This is a genomic window from Stenotrophomonas sp. RIT-551, from assembly GCF_026241915.1.
In the GTDB taxonomy this organism is placed as follows: domain Bacteria; phylum Pseudomonadota; class Gammaproteobacteria; order Xanthomonadales; family Xanthomonadaceae; genus Stenotrophomonas; species Stenotrophomonas bentonitica_A.
On record NZ_JAPJIU010000014.1, the window covers coordinates 56,525 to 71,869 of the forward strand.

The following is a 15,345-nucleotide window of genomic DNA, read 5'->3' on the forward strand; positions in this document are numbered from 1 at the left end:
CTGTTCAGGTTTGCCGCCTACTTCTGTACCCGCAAGTATTGTTTTGCAGTGCAGCGTGCAAGTTCTCCGCCGACCCTAGAAGATCGACCTGCATCCCGACGTGGGGGAGGGAGCAGAGCCCGCTGGCAGTTCGCTGCAAGCGGGCTTTTTTATTCCCGCCGTTCGGTGAAAGGTACGCCGCGCCGTTCGACGATGCGTCAACCGCTGGTGGATGACCGCGTTACCGCGATGGCACCTGGCCGGGGACCGCCACGCCGCGATGCCACATAATCCCCCCATGCCGATTTCCGATCTCGCCGCGCCTGCGCGCGTCCCCGACGCCCTTGTTCCCCTGGTTGATCGCGCGTTGGCGCGCCTGGCCCTGTCGCTGACCGAGGCCGGCCACTGGCCCCCGCCGGCTCCCGTACTGGACACCGTGCGCGCCCTGGCCGTCACCAGCGATTTCGCCATCGACACGCTGTGTCGCCAGCCGGCGCTGTTGTCCCACCTCACCCAGGACGGCTGCCCACCGCTGCCGCTGCCCGAGCTGGATCCGCTGCAGCCCAGCGAATGGCAGCAGCGCCTGCGCCGCTACCGCACCGCCGCCTCCACCCGCCTGATCTGGCGCGACCTGACCGGGCAGGATGACGTGCCTGCGACGCTGGCCGGCGCCACCCACCTGGCGGAGGCGTGCCTGCAACTGGCGCTGACCGCGCTGGAGCAGGAATTCACCGGCCGCCATGGCGTGGTCCGCGCTGCCGACGGAAGTGCACAGCAGCTGGTCGTGTTCGGGCTGGGCAAGCTCGGTGGTGGCGAACTCAATTTCAGCTCCGATGTGGATCTGGTCTACGCCTACCCGCAGGGCGGCGAATCCGATGGTGCGCGTCCGCTGGCGGCCGAAGAGTATTTCGCACGCCTCGGCCAGCGCCTGGCGCGGCTGCTGGATGACACCACCGTGGATGGCTTCAGCCACCGCGTCGATCTGCGCCTGCGCCCGTTCGGTAACGCCGGGCGGGTGGCGCTGTCGTTCGCCGGCATGGACCAGTACTTCCAGCGCGAAGGCCGCGATTGGGAACGCTATGCCTGGCTGAAGGCGCGTGCCGTCGCCGGTGATATCGCGGCGGGCGAAGCGTGGCTGCAGACGTTGCGCCCATTCGTCTACCGCCGCTATCTGGATTTCACCGCGCTTGATGGTCTGCGCGAGATGAAGGCCGCGATCACCGCCGAAGTGTCGCGTCGGGAAATGCACGACGACATCAAGCGCGGCCCCGGCGGCATTCGCGAAATCGAATTCCTCGCACAGGCCCTGCAGCTGATCCGTGGTGGCCGCGAGGCACCGCTGCGCGAGCGTCGCCTGCTGCACGCGCTGCCGGCACTGGTCGCCTCCGGCCAGATGGCCGAACAGGACGGTGCCGACCTGCTGCATGCCTACGGCTTCCTGCGTCGCCTGGAGAACCGCCTGCAGATGCTGCGCGACGCGCAGACGCACGCGCTCCCCACCGACGCCACCGACCGCCTGCGCATCGCCGCCGGGCTTGGTTACGAAGATTGGGAGGCGCTGGTTGCCGCGCTCGATGTACAGCGCGAGCGGGTCAGCACCGAGTTCGCCGCGCTGCTCGCACCGCGCCGTGGCCAGGCCGCGCCGGATGCACTGGCCAGCTACTGGCGGGGCCTGCCCGACAACGGCAGCGCCGAGGTGCTGGCCGAGGCCGGCTTCTTCGATGCCGGCAGTGCCGATCAATCCCTGCGCGACTTCGCGCAGAGTTCCGGGGTGAAGTCGCTGTCCGATGCCCCGCGTGCGCGCCTGGACCGCGTGCTGCCGGCACTGCTGCACGCCGCTACACGCTCCCCGCAGCCGGATGCCGCGCTCAAGCGCGTGCTCGGCCTGCTGCAAGCGGTCATGCGCCGTACCAGCTATCTGGCCCTGCTCGACGAACAACCCAGCGCGCTCGCACGCCTGGTCGATGTGCTCGCCCGCAGCGCCCTGCTCGCCGAGCGGCTGGCTGCCTATCCTCTGCTGCTCGACGAACTGCTTGATGTGCGCGTTTCCGGGCCGATGCCGGATGCGGCAGGCATGCAGGCCGAGTGCGATATCGCGCTGACCATCGATGATCCCGAGGCCGCGCTGCGCCTGCTCAACGAGACACGGCTGGCGCTGAGCTTCCGGATGGCGATGGCCACGCTGGATGGCCGCCAGCGAGCGGTCGATACCACCCGGCAGCTGGCCGAGCTTGCCCAGGCGGTCGTGGTCACCGTACTTGCGCTGGTGCAGGCCGACATGCAGCGCCAGCATGGCGGTATTCCGGGCGGACGCTTCGCGATCATCGGCTACGGCAGCCTGGGCGGACTGGAGCTGGGCTTCGGCTCGGATCTGGATCTGGTCTTCCTGCACGACCATCCGCCCGGACAGGTCAGCAGCGACGGGCCGCGTCCGCTCGATCCCGGCCGTTGGTATGCGCGCCTGGCGCAGAAGGTGATGGCGATGCTGGGGGCGGTCACCGCTGCCGGCCGCCTGTACGACATCGACGTGCGCCTGCGCCCGGACGGTGGCAAGGGTGCGCTGGTCTCCTCCTTGGCCAGCTACACCGAATACCAGCGCGAACGCGCCTGGACCTGGGAGCACCAGGCACTGGTGCGCGCCCGCGCGATCGCCGGTGATGCCTCGCTGCTGGCCGACTTCGAGCGGGTGCGCGCCGATACCCTCGCACGCCCGCGCGACAACGCCGTGCTTTACACCGACGTGCTGAAGATGCGCGCGCGCATGCGTGCCGAGCTGGACCGCAGCGACGCGGCGCGGCTCGACCTCAAGCAGGGCGCGGGTGGGATCGTCGATCTGGAGTTCCTGCTGCAGACCGGCGTGCTCGACAGCGCCGGCACGCACCCGCAGGTGGTGGAACCGCGCGATACCCCGAGCCTGATCGACGCCCTGGCGGCGATTGCGTGGCTGCCCGGTGGCACCCGCGAGGGCCTGCACGAGGCGCATGCCGCGCTGCTGGACGTGGGCCTGGCCTGCACGCTGGACCGCCGCCCGCGCCTGGCGCCACCGACGCCCGCCCTGGAAGCCGCGCGCGCGATGATCATCGCGGCCAGCGATGCAGCAGGGCTGCCGTTCCAGCAGCGGATCGACGTGGCGGGTTGATGGCGGTCTGCCCGGGCATCGGCTTCGCGGTGATCTGGCACCGCTCTGTCACCGCTTTGGCACCGCTTTGGCATCGCTTTCGCATCGCTTTGGCACCGCTCTGGCACCGCTCTGGCACCGGTAGTGCCGGCCGCTGGCCGGCTCCTATGAACGCTGCAGAGCCGGCCAGCGGCCGGCACTACCGATAGTGATGCCCGACCGATAGCGATGCCCGCCCCATAGCGATCCCCGCCGATAGTGATGCCCTGCCGCCTGCGCTACACCGGGCGGCCGGCGCAGATGTCACACCGCGCGCGGCGCCATCTTCCACAGCAGCGCGCGGAACGGCGCCAGCAGGAACACGCCGATCGTCAGCTTCACCGCCAGGTCGCCCAGCGCCCAGCTCACCCACGGCAGGCTGGAGCCGGCGAACGCGATGCTCCAGAAAATGGTCGTATCCAGCGTCGCACTGCAGGTCGTCGCCACCATCGGCGCGCGCCACCAGTGCCCGCGGCGCAGCCGGTCGAACACGGTGATGTCCAGCAGCTGTGCGGCGATGAAGGCCAGGCACGAGGCCACCGCGATCCGTGGCGTGGCGATCCAGATCGACAGCAGCACCGCCAGCGCGAAGCCCGCCCAGGCCACCTTGCGCGCGGCCTGCGGGCCGAAGCGGCGATTGATGAGGTTGCTCACCAGGAACGCCACCGGGTAGCTGAAGGCACCCCAGGTCAGCCAATCGTTGATCGGGTACTGCACCAGTACATTGCTGCCCAGCACCACCACGCCCATGGCCAGCACCGCCAGCAGCAGCGACGGCACGGTCAACGGGGCAAAGGCAATGGCAGGACGCGCGGACATGGCGAGCCGGGGGAATAGGGGGAAGCGGCGGATTATCCGGGCTTGGCCGGCCCGGGGCCAGCCCGGGCCGGTTTGCCTACCAGCGTTCGCTCAGGTTGCTGGCGGCAGCGTCGGTGGTCGGCAGGAAGGCCAGGGCCGCGCCGTCGACCGCGGTCACCGTCCAGCCGGCACCGGCCGGCGTCGGCTCGAAGGCCAGCACGTCGCCCACTGCCACGGCAGGCGCGGGCGTGTCGCTGCGGGCCGGCCACTGCAGCAGTGCCAGGTCGTCTGGCGCGTCGGGGTTCTTCAGCGCGACCTGAAAGCTGCCATCGGCCTGGGGCTCGACTCGCTCCACGGTCAGCGGCGGCAGCGGGCCGGCCTTTTCCGCGCGGGCGACGCGCGCCCGGCTGCGTTGGACAGATCCGTCGTGCAGCTTGCCGATCCCGGCCGAGGTCAGCCAGATCGGCGCGGTGACGACGACCAGGCTCACTACCGAGGTCACGGCCACGCTGCTGGCGACCGGGTGGCGGTAGACGGAGTACTGCGCCTGGGCCGGCAGGCTGGCGGCGAACAGTGCCACGACCAGTACCGGGGCGATGACGCGCGGGGAGAGCTGTTTCATCTGATCACTCCGTTCACAGAAAGGGGAGAAGGCTACGGGCGCTTACCAGCGCTCGCTGGAGTGCCCGGCGGCCGCGTCCGGCGTCGGCAGGAATGCCAACGCCGCACCGTCGGCGGCCGTCACGGTCCAGCCTGCACCGACCTCGGTCGGCTCGAAATGCAGCACATCGCCCACCTTGAGCGTCGCGGCAGGATTGTCCGCGCGTGCCGGCCAGTCGATCAGCGCGGTCGCATCGGGGGCGTCAGGCCGCTGCAGCGCAACGTGGAAGCCGCCGTCGGGCTTGCGATCGATCTGCTGCACGGCCATCGGCGGCAGCGGTTCGGCCTTGCTTGCATCAGGCTTGGTGCGCTTGGAACCTTCGCGGACGCTCTGCGACCCCTTGGCCACCAGCAACACCGGCGAGGCGGCAATGAACGAGACGGTGTAGACGCTGATCACCGCGCTCACGCCCGAGGCCTGATTGCCGTTGAGATTGCCGGCCGATGCAGGCAGTACGGTAAGCGCAGACACAGCGAGCAGGCCCGCGCAGAGAAGGGATTTCGTCATGACGCAGTTCCTGGAGAGGGAGGGGGATGACGCGCTCATGGTTTCGGTGCCGCAGCGCCGTCCACCGGCACGTGGGCCACGCTGAGTTCCTGCTGCAGCGCGTGACGCTGCGCGAGGAAATCGAACACCGACTCGACGGTCACCACCGAGTAATTGCCCGAAATGCGTTCGCTGGCGGGATGATCGGTTACCGCAGCATTCGGCACGAAGAAGCGCGCGCCCAGCCGCTTGGCCACGCCGATATGCAGCGTGCTGGGGCGATAGTCGCGCTCCTTCAGCCAGGCCTGCGCCTGTGCGCGCTTGATCAGCAATGTCCCGTCGTCCTCATGCGCCAGTGCAGCGGCCAGCACCTCAAGCACCCACTGATTGGAATTCTGGTACTCGTCGCGGAACGGGTAGGCAACCACGCTGTAGCGTGGCTCATGCAGCGCACGCGCTTGGATGGCAGGCGGGGTGAGCATCGCGATCAACGCCTTGCGAACCGCCGGCGTCGGCACCCCGATGCGCAGATCGGTATGGCTGCCACTTTCACCGATGAAGGTACTCAGCCCTTCCCGGAACAGCTCGGACTGCGGTGATTTGCAGTGGTTGAGCAGGTGTACCGCGCGCCAGTTGCCATCGGCCTCACGCAACAGGAAGGCCAGGTGGCTATGGCGCAGACCGTACTTGCTGAGGTCCTGGCCACCGCGGGCGATGATCACCACGTCCACGCCGTCCAGCGCGTCGAGTGTTTCCCCGGCGGTCAATGCCACATCGAACATCGCCGCCAACGATTGCGGCGTGGGATGACGCTCCACGCACTGCGGTTCGGCCTGCGCGGTCAGCGCAGCGCCAAGCAGGGCGCCACAAAGAAAAAGCGGGCGCAGGCGTTTGATCTGGGCAGCGAAAGGTACGTCCATGTCACACGGTCTCCGGCGGCACCGGCCGCGGCCGCATCATAGCGTTGTGCAAGGACGTCAGGCCTGAATCCCCAGCCGTGCGCGCACGTCCTCGGCGACCCGCGTGGTCTCACGCAACGGTTCGATGCGGCCCTGCGTCTGCCAGTCCAGCCAGCGCGCCTGCAAGCGGCCACGTTCGCGCAGCGCGTGCTGGAAGTGCGCCAGCCGTCCCTGGGCCTGCTCGGCCAGGGCCACCGCGACCGGCATGCGCGTGGCACACGCTTCAGAAAGCAGGTTCACCGAATCCGGCGAGACCACCACGCGGTTGGCCCAGCCCAGCAGGCCGGCGTACGGATTCACGCCGTCGCCGCCGTCGCCCCAGATCACGTTCGGCACATCGGCGAACGCACTGCGCAGCGCACCGACCAGGGCCGGTGGTGTGCGTCGCGAAGTCGTGGCCAGCAGGCTGCCCCCTTCGGCGCGCAGCTGCGAAGCGAGTTGCTGGAACACCTGCACCATGTCCGGCTCATGCCAGGGCGCGTGCGGGGTCGGCCCGCCGACCAGCAACGCAGTGCGCGGGCCGGGCAAGGCGCTGAACGCAGCGAACGCGGCACGGCCGCAGGCCAGCCAGTCATCGTTGACCGGATTGAGGCTGCCGAGCAGGGTGAGCACGTTGCTGCCGCGCAGGCGGTCGTGCTCGGGAACGACCAGCAGGTCCCAGTGGCGCGGGCTCAGGCGCGGGTCGAGGATCTGCACCACCTTGGTGCCACGGCGGCGCAGTTCGCGCAGTGCCCCGGCGGCCTGGCGGCCACAGCCGACGGCCAGCTCAGGGGCCTCGGCGGCCAGTGCGGCAAAGGCCTCGCCGTAGCCGTTGGCCGCACCCGGCAACCAGCGCGGGGCCAGCCAGCGCCAGGGCGCACGCGGGGTGAGCACCAGCGGACGATGCGCCCCCAGCTTCAATGCCGTGGCCAGGGCCACCGCCTGCCGCACATTGCCGGCACGGCCGTCAGTGATCGTCCAGGGTGGACTCCATCGTTTCACGTATGGCATTAATTCGTTTCAGTCAGGCTGGGTGTTGCAACTGTCGCGACACTCTACACTGCCAGCCTTCGCCGATCGCGCTGTCGCCCTGCCACGGTAGCCGATGCGCGAACGATTCCCTTATTTCCGGAGGCTTCATGTCCCACGTCCTTGACGATGCTGCGCTCGATCAGCTGTTCCGTACCGCCCGCACCCAGAACGCCTTCCTTGATAAGCCGGTGGACGACAGCCAGCTCAAGGCGCTGTACGAGCTGCTCAAGTGGGGGCCGACTGCCGCCAACGGCAGCCCGGCGCGCTTCGTGTTCGTAAAGTCTCCCGAAGCCAAGGCCAAGCTCGCCCCGGCGCTGTCGGAGGGCAACCACGACAAGACCCTGGCTGCCCCGGTCACGGTGATCGTCGGCTTCGACGAAGACTTCCACGAGAAGCTGCCCTTCCTGTTCCCGCACACCGATGCCAAGGCATGGTTCGATGGCCCGCGTGAAGGCCGCACCGAAGGCGCCTTCCGCAATGGCAGCCTGCAGGGCGCCTACCTGATCCTGGCCGCCCGCGCGCTGGGTCTGGATGCCGGCCCGATGTCCGGCTTCGACAACGCCAAGGTCGACGAAGCCTTCTTCAAGGGCACCGCGATCAAGTCGAATTTCCTCGTCAACCTGGGGTACGGTGACGCCTCGGGCCTGTTCCCGCGGCTGCCTCGCCTGTCCTTCGACGAAGCGGCCCGCATCGCATAAGCGTTACCGCCGGATCGTGGCCCGTCCGTGCGGATAGGCTGCATGAATTTTTTTTCTTTTCCCTTCGATTACGAGAGAGACCTGACATGACCGTGACCCGCAAACTGCTGCTGCCGCTCGCCCTGACCCTGGCCATTGCCGCCTGCTCCAAGCCGGCCGACGAAGCCGCTGCCCCGGCTGCCGATGCGCCGGCCGCCACCGAAACCGCCGCCCCCGCCACGGACGCTGCGGCTGCCGCCCCGGCCGCCGATGCCATCCAGATCGCCTCGGGCACCTACAAGCTCGACCCGACCCACACCGACGTGCTGGTCCAGTGGAGCCACTTCGGCTTCTCCCACCCGACCGCGCACTTCGGCGCCGCCGAAGGCACCCTGGTGTATGACGCCGCGGACGTGACCAAGTCCACCGTGGAAGTGAAGCTGCCGCTGACCGGCCTGAACAGCTTCACCGCCAAGTTCGACGAGCACCTCAAGAGCGCCGATTTCTTCGACGCCGCCAAGTTCCCGGCCGCCACCTTCAAGAGCACCAAGGTTGAAGCCAACGGCACCAACAAGCTGACCGTCACCGGCGACCTGACCATCAAGGACATCACCAAGCCGGTGACCCTGGATGTGACCATCAACGGCGGCGGCGAGCACCCGATGGCCAAGGTGCCGGCGGCGGGCTTCGATGCCACCACCACCATCAAGCGCAGCGATTTCGGCGTCGGCGCGTACGCCCCGAACGTCAGCGATGAAGTGAACATCCGCATCACCACCGAGGCCACTGGCGAAAAGCCGGCTGCCTGAGTTTCTCCTCACTCGTCGTGAGAAGGCAGAAAGCCCGCCAATTGGCGGGCTTTCTTTTTGCGCAGCGGCCGATCGATACCCGGTAGTGCCGGCCGCTGGCCGGCAACCAGGAATTCCGCCGAAGCGCAGCCACGCATGGCGTGGCTCTACCGTTGACGGGACCGGGGTAGATCCACGCCATGCGTGGATACCAGCGCGATCAAGCCGCCGCCACCGGCGTGATGATCACCCCGCCGCCACCTGCGCGATCACCTTGCCCAGCCACAGCGTGGTGAAATCGGTCGGCGTGCGGCGTGCCGGCGCGGTCAGGCCGCTCTCGCGCAGGAACGCATGGGTCACCTGGGCGAACGCCTGGCGGGCCAGCAGCGCGGCCTGCTTCACCGAGGCCTGCTGCTTGCGCAGCTGCACGATCTGCAGGCTCGGCTTACCGGGCATCGCGTACTTCTGGTAGCGGCGCAGCTCATCGGCGACCAGGTCGATATCGATGTTCGCCTGCACCAGCGCGGCCTGCGCGCGGGCCAGGGGCACCAGGGCGGTGCGCAGCGGGGCGATGTTCCCGCCCACGAAGGGCGCCAGCGCCGCCAGGGCGGCATCCAGCGCGGGATCGGCGCGCTCGGCGCGGTCGATCAGATCGGTCAGTGCCGAAAGAGGAGGGGCTTGCATGAAAGGCACCGGCACAAAACGCGATTGTCGCATTCACGGCCGGTGCCCGTCGCGGGCTCAGTCGTCGTGGTGCTCGCTGCCATGCGCCTTCCAGTAGCCGGTCGAGCGGATCCAGTCCTTGGGCACGCCCAGGTGACCCTCGATGTACTTGCGCATCATCCGGGCCCGGCGCGATTCGGCCGCGATCCAGTAGAAGGTGTCGCCGTCCGGTTCCTCGAAATCGGTCAGCACGTCTTCCAGCAGGGTGCTGGTGGCGGCGTCGAAGCCGTTGCGCTCCAACCACGAGATGCGGATGCGGTCGTCCTCCGGCAGCTCCTGGCGGTCGCCGGATTCGGGGATCTCGATGTAGACATCGGCATTGGCGCCTTCCGGCAGCGTCTCCAGCCAGCGGCCAATGGCCGGCAGTGCGGTTTCATCGCCGATCAGCACGTAGGTGTCGAAGTCATCGGCGGTCATGTGCGAGCCACGTGGGCCGCCGACGGCGATCGCATCGCCCGGCTGCGCATTGGCCGCCCAGGTCGAGGCCAGACCGTCGCCGTGCATGACGAAGTCCAGCGCCAGCTCGTTGCTCTCCAGGTCCCACCAGCGCGGGGTGTAGTCGCGCGAGGGAGAAGGCGTCTGGCCTTCCGGGTAGCGCGGGCCTTCCGGGGTCATCGTCGGGACCACGAACTGGCCCTCGGCGTTGGGGAAGAACAGCTTGACGTGGTCATCCGGCGAGGGCGAATCGAAGCCTTCCAGCGCCTCGCCACCGACGATCACCCGGCGCATGCACGGGCTGATCTCTTCGGTGCGCAACACCTGCAGCGGGCGGAACTTCACGGTATGACGGAGCAGTCGGTTTTCATGCAGAGCCATGGGAATACCTGGATCAGTGCCGCAGCGCGGCGTTGAGAAAGAAGGACCTGGCGGGCGGAGGCTGGCTGGGTCTGAAAAGAAGGGAGGTCAGCGGCCCTGCGCACGGATCCGCGCGGCGGCCTCGCGCAGCGCCTCGGCCACGGCGGCGGCGTTGTCGTCCTGCCAGCGGCCATGGCACAGGCCCAGCGCGTGCTTGAGCTCGCGCAGCGCATCGCGCACGGACGGCGGCAGGTTGGCCTTGGTGATCGTGCGCGCGCTGTCGCGTACCCGGTGCACCGCTGCATCGACCTCGTCGCGCTGTGCCTCCAGCTCGGCCTGGCCCAGCGCGCTAAGGGCGTAGCGCTTGCGCCCACCGTCCTCGACCGCGCCGACCCAGCCGGCGGCCTCGAACTGCGCCAGCACCGGGTAGATCGAGCCGGCGCTGGGCGTGTAAACCCGCACGAACATGTCGCTGATCAGCTGGATCAGCTCATAGCCGTGGCGCGGCTGGTCGGCGAGCAGCGACAGCACCAGCAGGCGCAGATCACCGCGGCTGAGGGGCCGGGCGGTCAGCGGGCGGGCAGGGCGGTCGAGGTCGCGCGGAGAGGTCATTTCGATATATCGAATGCAGTGGCGGAACGATATATCGAAAACTCCGGTTCGGCCAGCAACTGCGCGCGCATGGCAGGGATGCGTTCAGGTCAATCCGGCGTGTGACGGTGCGTGCTCGTGGTGGAACACTGCCCCCGTCCCCGGCCTTCCAGCACGCCCGATGATTCACGCCGATGCGCGCTCAGCCGGCGTCGCATCGCGCACGAACTGCGCCAATCGCCCGCGCCGCAGCGCCTGCGCTGTCCATCGGTGTCCCGCTGACGCGCCGGTGTCATCGCTGCCGGGCAGGCTGAAATGCAGCGTGGAACCTTCCAGCGCGGCCCGCGCGCTGTCGCCGGCTGTCCTTCCGGACACGCCTGGATGGTTCCATACGCAACCGTAGCGAAGTAAGCAAACCCCTTGGTGCGCTACACTTTGCGGCTAGAAATCTAAAACAGTCGCGCGCGTGCGTGCGGTCATGGGAGCGCAAATGAACTGGTTGAACGAGGTGCTGAACAACGACCCGAATCCTGTGGAAACCCAGGAATGGATCGAGTCGCTGAAGGCCGTTATTGATGTCGAGGGCCCCGAGCGCGCGCATCAGCTGTTGGAAGGCATGGTGGAACTGACCCGTCGTTCGGGTGCTTACCTGCCGTTCTCTCCCACCACCGAGTACGTGAACACCATCGCGCCGACCCTGGAGGCCAAGAGCCCGGGCAACGCCGAACTGGAATGGCGCATTCGTTCCATCATCCGCTGGAACGCGATGGCGACCGTCGTGCGCGCCAACCGCAAGCCGGGCGACCTGGGCGGCCACATCGCCTCCTTCGCCTCCGGCGCCACGCTGTATGACGTGGGCTTCAACCACTTCTGGCGCGCCCCGAGCGACAACCACCCCGGCGACCTGCTCTTCATCCAGGGCCACAGCGCCCCGGGCATCTATGCGCGTTCCTTCCTGGAAGGCCGCATCGACGAAGCCCAGCTGGACAAGTTCCGCATGGAAGTGGACGGCGGTGGCCTCTCCAGCTACCCGCATCCGTGGCTGATGCCCGATTACTGGCAGACCCCGACCGTCTCGATGGGCCTGGGCCCGCTGGCCGCGATCTACCAGGCGCAGTTCCTGCGTTACCTGGAAAACCGTGGCCTGATCGAGAAGTCCGACCGCAAGGTGTGGTGCTTCATCGGCGACGGCGAGAGCGATGAGCCGGAAACCCTCGGCGCGATCGCGCTGGCCGGCCGCGAGGGCCTGGACAACCTGATCTTCGTGGTCAACTGCAACCTGCAGCGCCTCGACGGCCCGGTGCGTGGCAACGGCAAGATCATCCAGGAACTGGAAGGCGTCTTCCGTGGCGGCGGCTGGAACGTCATCAAGCTGCTGTGGGGCGGTTACTGGGATGCCCTGCTGGCCAAGGACACCAACGGCGTCCTGCGCAAGCTGATGATGGAAACCGTCGACGGCGAATACCAGAACTGCAAGGCCTTCGGCGGCGCGTATACCCGCGAGCATTTCTTCGGCAAGTACCCGGAAACCGCTGCGATGGTCGCCGGCCTGAGTGACGATGACATCTGGCGCCTCAACCGTGGCGGCCACGACCCGCACAAGGTGTATGCCGCGTACCACGAAGCCGTGAACACCAAGGGCATGCCCACCGTGATCCTGGCCAAGACGGTCAAGGGCTACGGCATGGGCAGCGCGGGTGAAGCACTCAACCCGACCCACCAGACCAAGAAGCTGGATGACGACGCCGTTCGCCACTTCCGCGACCGCTTCAACATCCCGGTGACCGACGCCCAGCTGGCCGATGGCCAGGTGCCGTTCTACCACCCGGGCCCGGATTCGCCGGAAGTGAAGTACCTGCAGGAACGCCGCGCCGCCCTGGGTGGTTACCTGCCGCAGCGCCGTCGCAAGGCCGAAAAGAGCTTCAACGCACCGAAGCTGGAAAGCTATGAGCGCCTGCTCAAGAGCAGCGGCGAGCGCAGCTACTCCACCACCATGGCCTTCGTGCAGAGCCTGAACATCACCCTGCGCGACAAGGAACTGGGCCCGCACATCGTGCCGATCGTGGCCGACGAAGCCCGTACCTTCGGTATGGAAGGCCTGTTCCGCCAGATCGGCATCTACGCGCCGTTCGGCCAGAAGTACAAGCCGGTCGACGCCGACCAGCTCATGTTCTACCGCGAAGACCAGAGCGGCCAGGTGCTGCAGCAGGGCATCAGCGAGCCGGGCGCCATCGCCTCGTGGATGGCCGCCGGTACCAGCTACTCGGTGAGCAACGTGCCGATGCTGCCGTTCTACATCTACTACAGCATGTTCGGCTTCCAGCGCGTGGGCGACCTTGCCTGGCAGGCCGCCGACATGCGTACCCGTGGCTTCCTGCTGGGCGGCACCGCCGGCCGCACCACGCTGAACGGTGAAGGCCTGCAGCACGAAGATGGCTTCAGCCATATCGTGGCCGGTGGCATCCCGAACGTGCGCAGCTATGACCCGACCTTCGGCTTCGAAGTGACGGTGATCCTGCAGCACGGCACCAAAGCCATGATGGAAGATCAGATTGATGAGTACTACTACATCACGCTGATGAACGAGAACTACACCCACCCGGAAATGCCGGAAGGCGCGGCCGACGGCATCGTCAAGGGCATGTACCTGCTCACCGACGCCGGCAAGCCCAAGAAGGGCGAGCTGCGCGTGCAGCTGCTGGGGTCGGGCACCATCCTGCGCGAAGCCATTGCCGCAGCCGAGCTGCTGGACAAGGACTTCGGCGTGACCGCCGACATCTGGAGCTGCCCGAGCTTCAACGAACTGCGCCGCGACGGCTTCGACGTGGAGCGCTACAACCGCTTCCACCCGGAAGGCGAGCAGCGCAAGGCGTTCGTGACCGAGCTGCTGGAAGGCCGCCAGGGCCCGGCCATTGCAGCCACCGACTACGTGCGTGCGTACGCGGACCAGATCCGCTCGTTCGTGCCGATGTCGTACACGGTGCTGGGTACCGATGGCTTCGGCCGCTCGGATACGCGTGCGAACCTGCGTCGCTTCTTCGAGGTTGACCGGTACTACATCGCGCATGCCGCGATTGCGGCGCTGGCGAAGGAAGGGAAGATGACGGCTAAGGATGTGGCCCGGGCGATCAAGCAGTACAAGATTGATCCTGAGAAGGCTAATCCTGTCGGGGTTTGATTTCAGTTCGGATGGTGGCAGAAAGGAGGGGCGGCCATTGGTCGCCTCTTCGTTTGGGGTAGCCTGTAGGGGTGACGCATCGCTCTTCTTCAGCGCACCGACCGGGGGCCGCATCCTGGGCGATCTCATCAACTGAGATTGCGATGAAGTACTCTGAGACTCCACGTGTCAGCGCGGATCCGTAAGTTGCTTCGCGAAATCAAGCCATCAGACGCCACCGTATACATAGAAGTAAAAATTTTCAGAGCGACGTCCCACCTAACATGTGTCCACGCCATTTGATCACGCCGGCTTGGCGGTCCGCTCTAATCAGACTTAACGGCATCCGGGCTACACGAGCAGGTTTAATTTAATGATTGACGTTCAGGTCATCGATCTCTTTAGTGGTTGCGGAGGCGCATCTTGTGGCTTCTTGCTAGCGAATACCTCTACGGTCTCCTTCAAACTATTGGGGGGGCTCGATGTCGATCGATACGCGAACGAGACATATAGCCGAATGTTGAAGCGCCCTGCAATTGAGATGAGTGCGCGCGACCTTCTCGATCCAGTCCACATGCAGCGCGCCCTGCGCGCGTGGGGATACAAAAAAAGTAAGCCTCTAGTGTTGATTGGTTGCGCCCCTTGTCAGGGTTTTAGTTCGCATAGGAAGAAGGACGGGCGTACAGACGATAGAAATGATCTGGTGGAGGTGTTCGGCCAGGTTGCTGCGAAGCTGTTGCCCGATGTGGTGGTTATGGAGAATGTTCCGGAGCTGCTGCATCAAAAGAACTGGAAGCATTTCGAAGCCTTTAGAGCGGTTCTCCAGGGGGCTGGGTACACCGTCAGGGCTCGCTTACACAACGCGGCTCAGTTCGGCGTCCCGCAGGAAAGGTTCAGGGCTTTGGTAATTGCGACCCGAGACGCTACCCGGTGCCATCTTCCTGAGCCCACACACAGTCCTAGCAGCTTTCGGACCGTTCGCGACGCGATCGGCAAGCTTGAGCCGCTCGTAGCCGGTGGGGCGAGCGCGGCCGACTCCATGCATATCACGTCCAAGCATCGACCTGATACCGTAGCTCTGCTCAAAGCCATTCCTTCGGACGGTGGAAGCAGATCTTCGCTGCCTGCCAATATGGTTAGAGATTGTCATAAGTCCGTCGACGGCTTCAGGGATGTCTACGGTCGCTTGTGGTGGGACCGTCCTTCGGTATCCATAACTGCCAGATGTAGGACGCCTTCGTGCGGACGTTTCACCCATCCCGAGCAGCATCGAGGTCTTTCCGTTAGAGAGGCTGCTCTCCTTCAGAGTTTTCCTGGAGACTGGAACTTTAGTGGGCCGTTTGACGATAGGTACAAGCAGGTTGGGAATGCGGTGCCACCTCTATTGGCTAAAGCTGTGGCTGAGGCCATCGATTTTTCATGGAGCAAGGGAGTGAATCCCGCGTCAAAAGAATTGGCGCTCGATGTAAATGAAGCAATCGCTAGGTCGATATCGTCGTCGATCGCAGCGTGGAAGAAGCAGGCGCGAAACGTGGTTGACTTGATTGGAGATGAAAAGTGAGC

The 15,345-nt window shown here is 66.4% G+C and carries 14 protein-coding genes; 5 read left to right on the top strand and 9 right to left on the bottom strand.

All coding sequences use genetic code 11. From position 1 onward, the window contains the following. The first annotated feature begins 277 nt into the window (after positions 1-277). Positions 278-3,118 (top strand): bifunctional [glutamate--ammonia ligase]-adenylyl-L-tyrosine phosphorylase/[glutamate--ammonia-ligase] adenylyltransferase, encoded by a 2,841-nt coding sequence (glnE, locus tag ORK51_RS15050; RefSeq protein ID WP_266085519.1) that lies wholly within the window; start codon positions 278-280, stop codon positions 3,116-3,118. Positions 3,119-3,400: 282 nt separating this feature from the next. On the opposite strand, the gene ORK51_RS15055 is transcribed toward glnE, so the two are convergent. From ORK51_RS15055 to ORK51_RS15075, 5 genes are all read right to left on the bottom strand, one after another. After that, positions 3,401-3,955: a queuosine precursor transporter gene (locus tag ORK51_RS15055; protein ID WP_070471518.1), complete on the bottom strand. Its 555-nt coding sequence runs from the start codon at positions 3,953-3,955 to the stop codon at positions 3,401-3,403. 76 nt (positions 3,956-4,031) lie between these two features. Next, positions 4,032-4,556 (bottom strand): hypothetical protein, encoded by a 525-nt coding sequence (locus ORK51_RS15060; protein WP_266085522.1) that lies wholly within the window; start codon positions 4,554-4,556, stop codon positions 4,032-4,034. Between the two features lie 42 nt (positions 4,557-4,598). Then, entirely contained in the window at positions 4,599-5,102 is a 504-nt protein-coding gene (locus ORK51_RS15065) for a hypothetical protein (RefSeq protein ID WP_266085524.1), read from the bottom strand. A gap of 35 nt (positions 5,103-5,137) precedes the next feature. Then, positions 5,138-6,001, bottom strand: coding sequence for a DUF2145 domain-containing protein (locus tag ORK51_RS15070; protein ID WP_070426500.1), 864 nt, complete (start codon positions 5,999-6,001; stop codon positions 5,138-5,140). Between the two features lie 57 nt (positions 6,002-6,058). After that, complete coding sequence (locus tag ORK51_RS15075; RefSeq protein ID WP_019186196.1) at positions 6,059-7,030, bottom strand: mitochondrial fission ELM1 family protein; 972 nt, start codon at positions 7,028-7,030, stop codon at positions 6,059-6,061. 128 nt (positions 7,031-7,158) lie between these two features. Here ORK51_RS15075 and ORK51_RS15080 point away from each other — a divergent pair, with 128 nt between their 5' ends. Both ORK51_RS15080 and ORK51_RS15085 read left to right on the top strand, forming a co-directional pair. Further along, on the top strand, positions 7,159-7,749 hold the full coding sequence (locus ORK51_RS15080; RefSeq protein ID WP_019186197.1) for a malonic semialdehyde reductase: 591 nt from the start codon (positions 7,159-7,161) through the stop codon (positions 7,747-7,749). 86 nt (positions 7,750-7,835) lie between these two features. Next, complete coding sequence (locus tag ORK51_RS15085; protein WP_019186198.1) at positions 7,836-8,537, top strand: YceI family protein; 702 nt, start codon at positions 7,836-7,838, stop codon at positions 8,535-8,537. 225 nt (positions 8,538-8,762) lie between these two features. On the opposite strand, the gene ORK51_RS15090 is transcribed toward ORK51_RS15085, so the two are convergent. The 4 genes from ORK51_RS15090 to ORK51_RS15105 all read right to left on the bottom strand — a co-directional run bounded on the left by ORK51_RS15090 (position 8,763) and on the right by ORK51_RS15105 (position 11,000). After that, a complete protein-coding gene (locus ORK51_RS15090) occupies positions 8,763-9,200 on the bottom strand; it encodes a hypothetical protein (protein WP_266085527.1) in 438 nt (145 codons plus the stop codon). A 57-nt stretch (positions 9,201-9,257) separates the two neighbouring features. Next, positions 9,258-10,055, bottom strand: a complete 798-nt coding sequence (locus tag ORK51_RS15095) for a siderophore-interacting protein (protein WP_046272875.1) — start codon at positions 10,053-10,055, stop codon at positions 9,258-9,260. 87 nt (positions 10,056-10,142) lie between these two features. Continuing rightward, on the bottom strand, positions 10,143-10,646 hold the full coding sequence (locus ORK51_RS15100) for a PadR family transcriptional regulator (protein WP_266085530.1): 504 nt from the start codon (positions 10,644-10,646) through the stop codon (positions 10,143-10,145). 165 nt (positions 10,647-10,811) lie between these two features. Then, complete coding sequence (locus ORK51_RS15105; protein ID WP_152663705.1) at positions 10,812-11,000, bottom strand: hypothetical protein; 189 nt, start codon at positions 10,998-11,000, stop codon at positions 10,812-10,814. 115 nt (positions 11,001-11,115) lie between these two features. Between ORK51_RS15105 and aceE the strand changes: the two genes are divergently transcribed. Next, entirely contained in the window at positions 11,116-13,803 is a 2,688-nt protein-coding gene (gene aceE, locus ORK51_RS15110; protein WP_261997590.1) for a pyruvate dehydrogenase (acetyl-transferring), homodimeric type, read from the top strand. A gap of 352 nt (positions 13,804-14,155) precedes the next feature. Continuing rightward, the gene (locus tag ORK51_RS15115; protein WP_266085534.1) at positions 14,156-15,343 is read left to right on the top strand and encodes a DNA cytosine methyltransferase; all 1,188 of its coding nucleotides are present in this window, start codon (positions 14,156-14,158) and stop codon (positions 15,341-15,343) included. The last annotated feature ends 2 nt before the right edge of the window (positions 15,344-15,345 follow it).

Coding starts and splice junctions, on each gene's coding strand:
- ORK51_RS15075 (WP_019186196.1), bottom strand. CDS start 7,030: ATGCCATACGTGAAACGATGGAGTCCACCCTGGACGATCACTGACGGC.
- ORK51_RS15060 (WP_266085522.1), bottom strand. CDS start 4,556: ATGAAACAGCTCTCCCCGCGCGTCATCGCCCCGGTACTGGTCGTGGCA.
- aceE (WP_261997590.1), top strand. CDS start 11,116: ATGAACTGGTTGAACGAGGTGCTGAACAACGACCCGAATCCTGTGGAA.
- ORK51_RS15115 (WP_266085534.1), top strand. CDS start 14,156: ATGATTGACGTTCAGGTCATCGATCTCTTTAGTGGTTGCGGAGGCGCA.
- ORK51_RS15095 (WP_046272875.1), bottom strand. CDS start 10,055: ATGGCTCTGCATGAAAACCGACTGCTCCGTCATACCGTGAAGTTCCGC.
- glnE (WP_266085519.1), top strand. CDS start 278: ATGCCGATTTCCGATCTCGCCGCGCCTGCGCGCGTCCCCGACGCCCTT.
- ORK51_RS15080 (WP_019186197.1), top strand. CDS start 7,159: ATGTCCCACGTCCTTGACGATGCTGCGCTCGATCAGCTGTTCCGTACC.
- ORK51_RS15090 (WP_266085527.1), bottom strand. CDS start 9,200: ATGCAAGCCCCTCCTCTTTCGGCACTGACCGATCTGATCGACCGCGCC.
- ORK51_RS15070 (WP_070426500.1), bottom strand. CDS start 6,001: ATGGACGTACCTTTCGCTGCCCAGATCAAACGCCTGCGCCCGCTTTTT.
- ORK51_RS15085 (WP_019186198.1), top strand. CDS start 7,836: ATGACCGTGACCCGCAAACTGCTGCTGCCGCTCGCCCTGACCCTGGCC.
- ORK51_RS15100 (WP_266085530.1), bottom strand. CDS start 10,646: ATGACCTCTCCGCGCGACCTCGACCGCCCTGCCCGCCCGCTGACCGCC.
- ORK51_RS15065 (WP_266085524.1), bottom strand. CDS start 5,102: ATGACGAAATCCCTTCTCTGCGCGGGCCTGCTCGCTGTGTCTGCGCTT.
- ORK51_RS15055 (WP_070471518.1), bottom strand. CDS start 3,955: ATGTCCGCGCGTCCTGCCATTGCCTTTGCCCCGTTGACCGTGCCGTCG.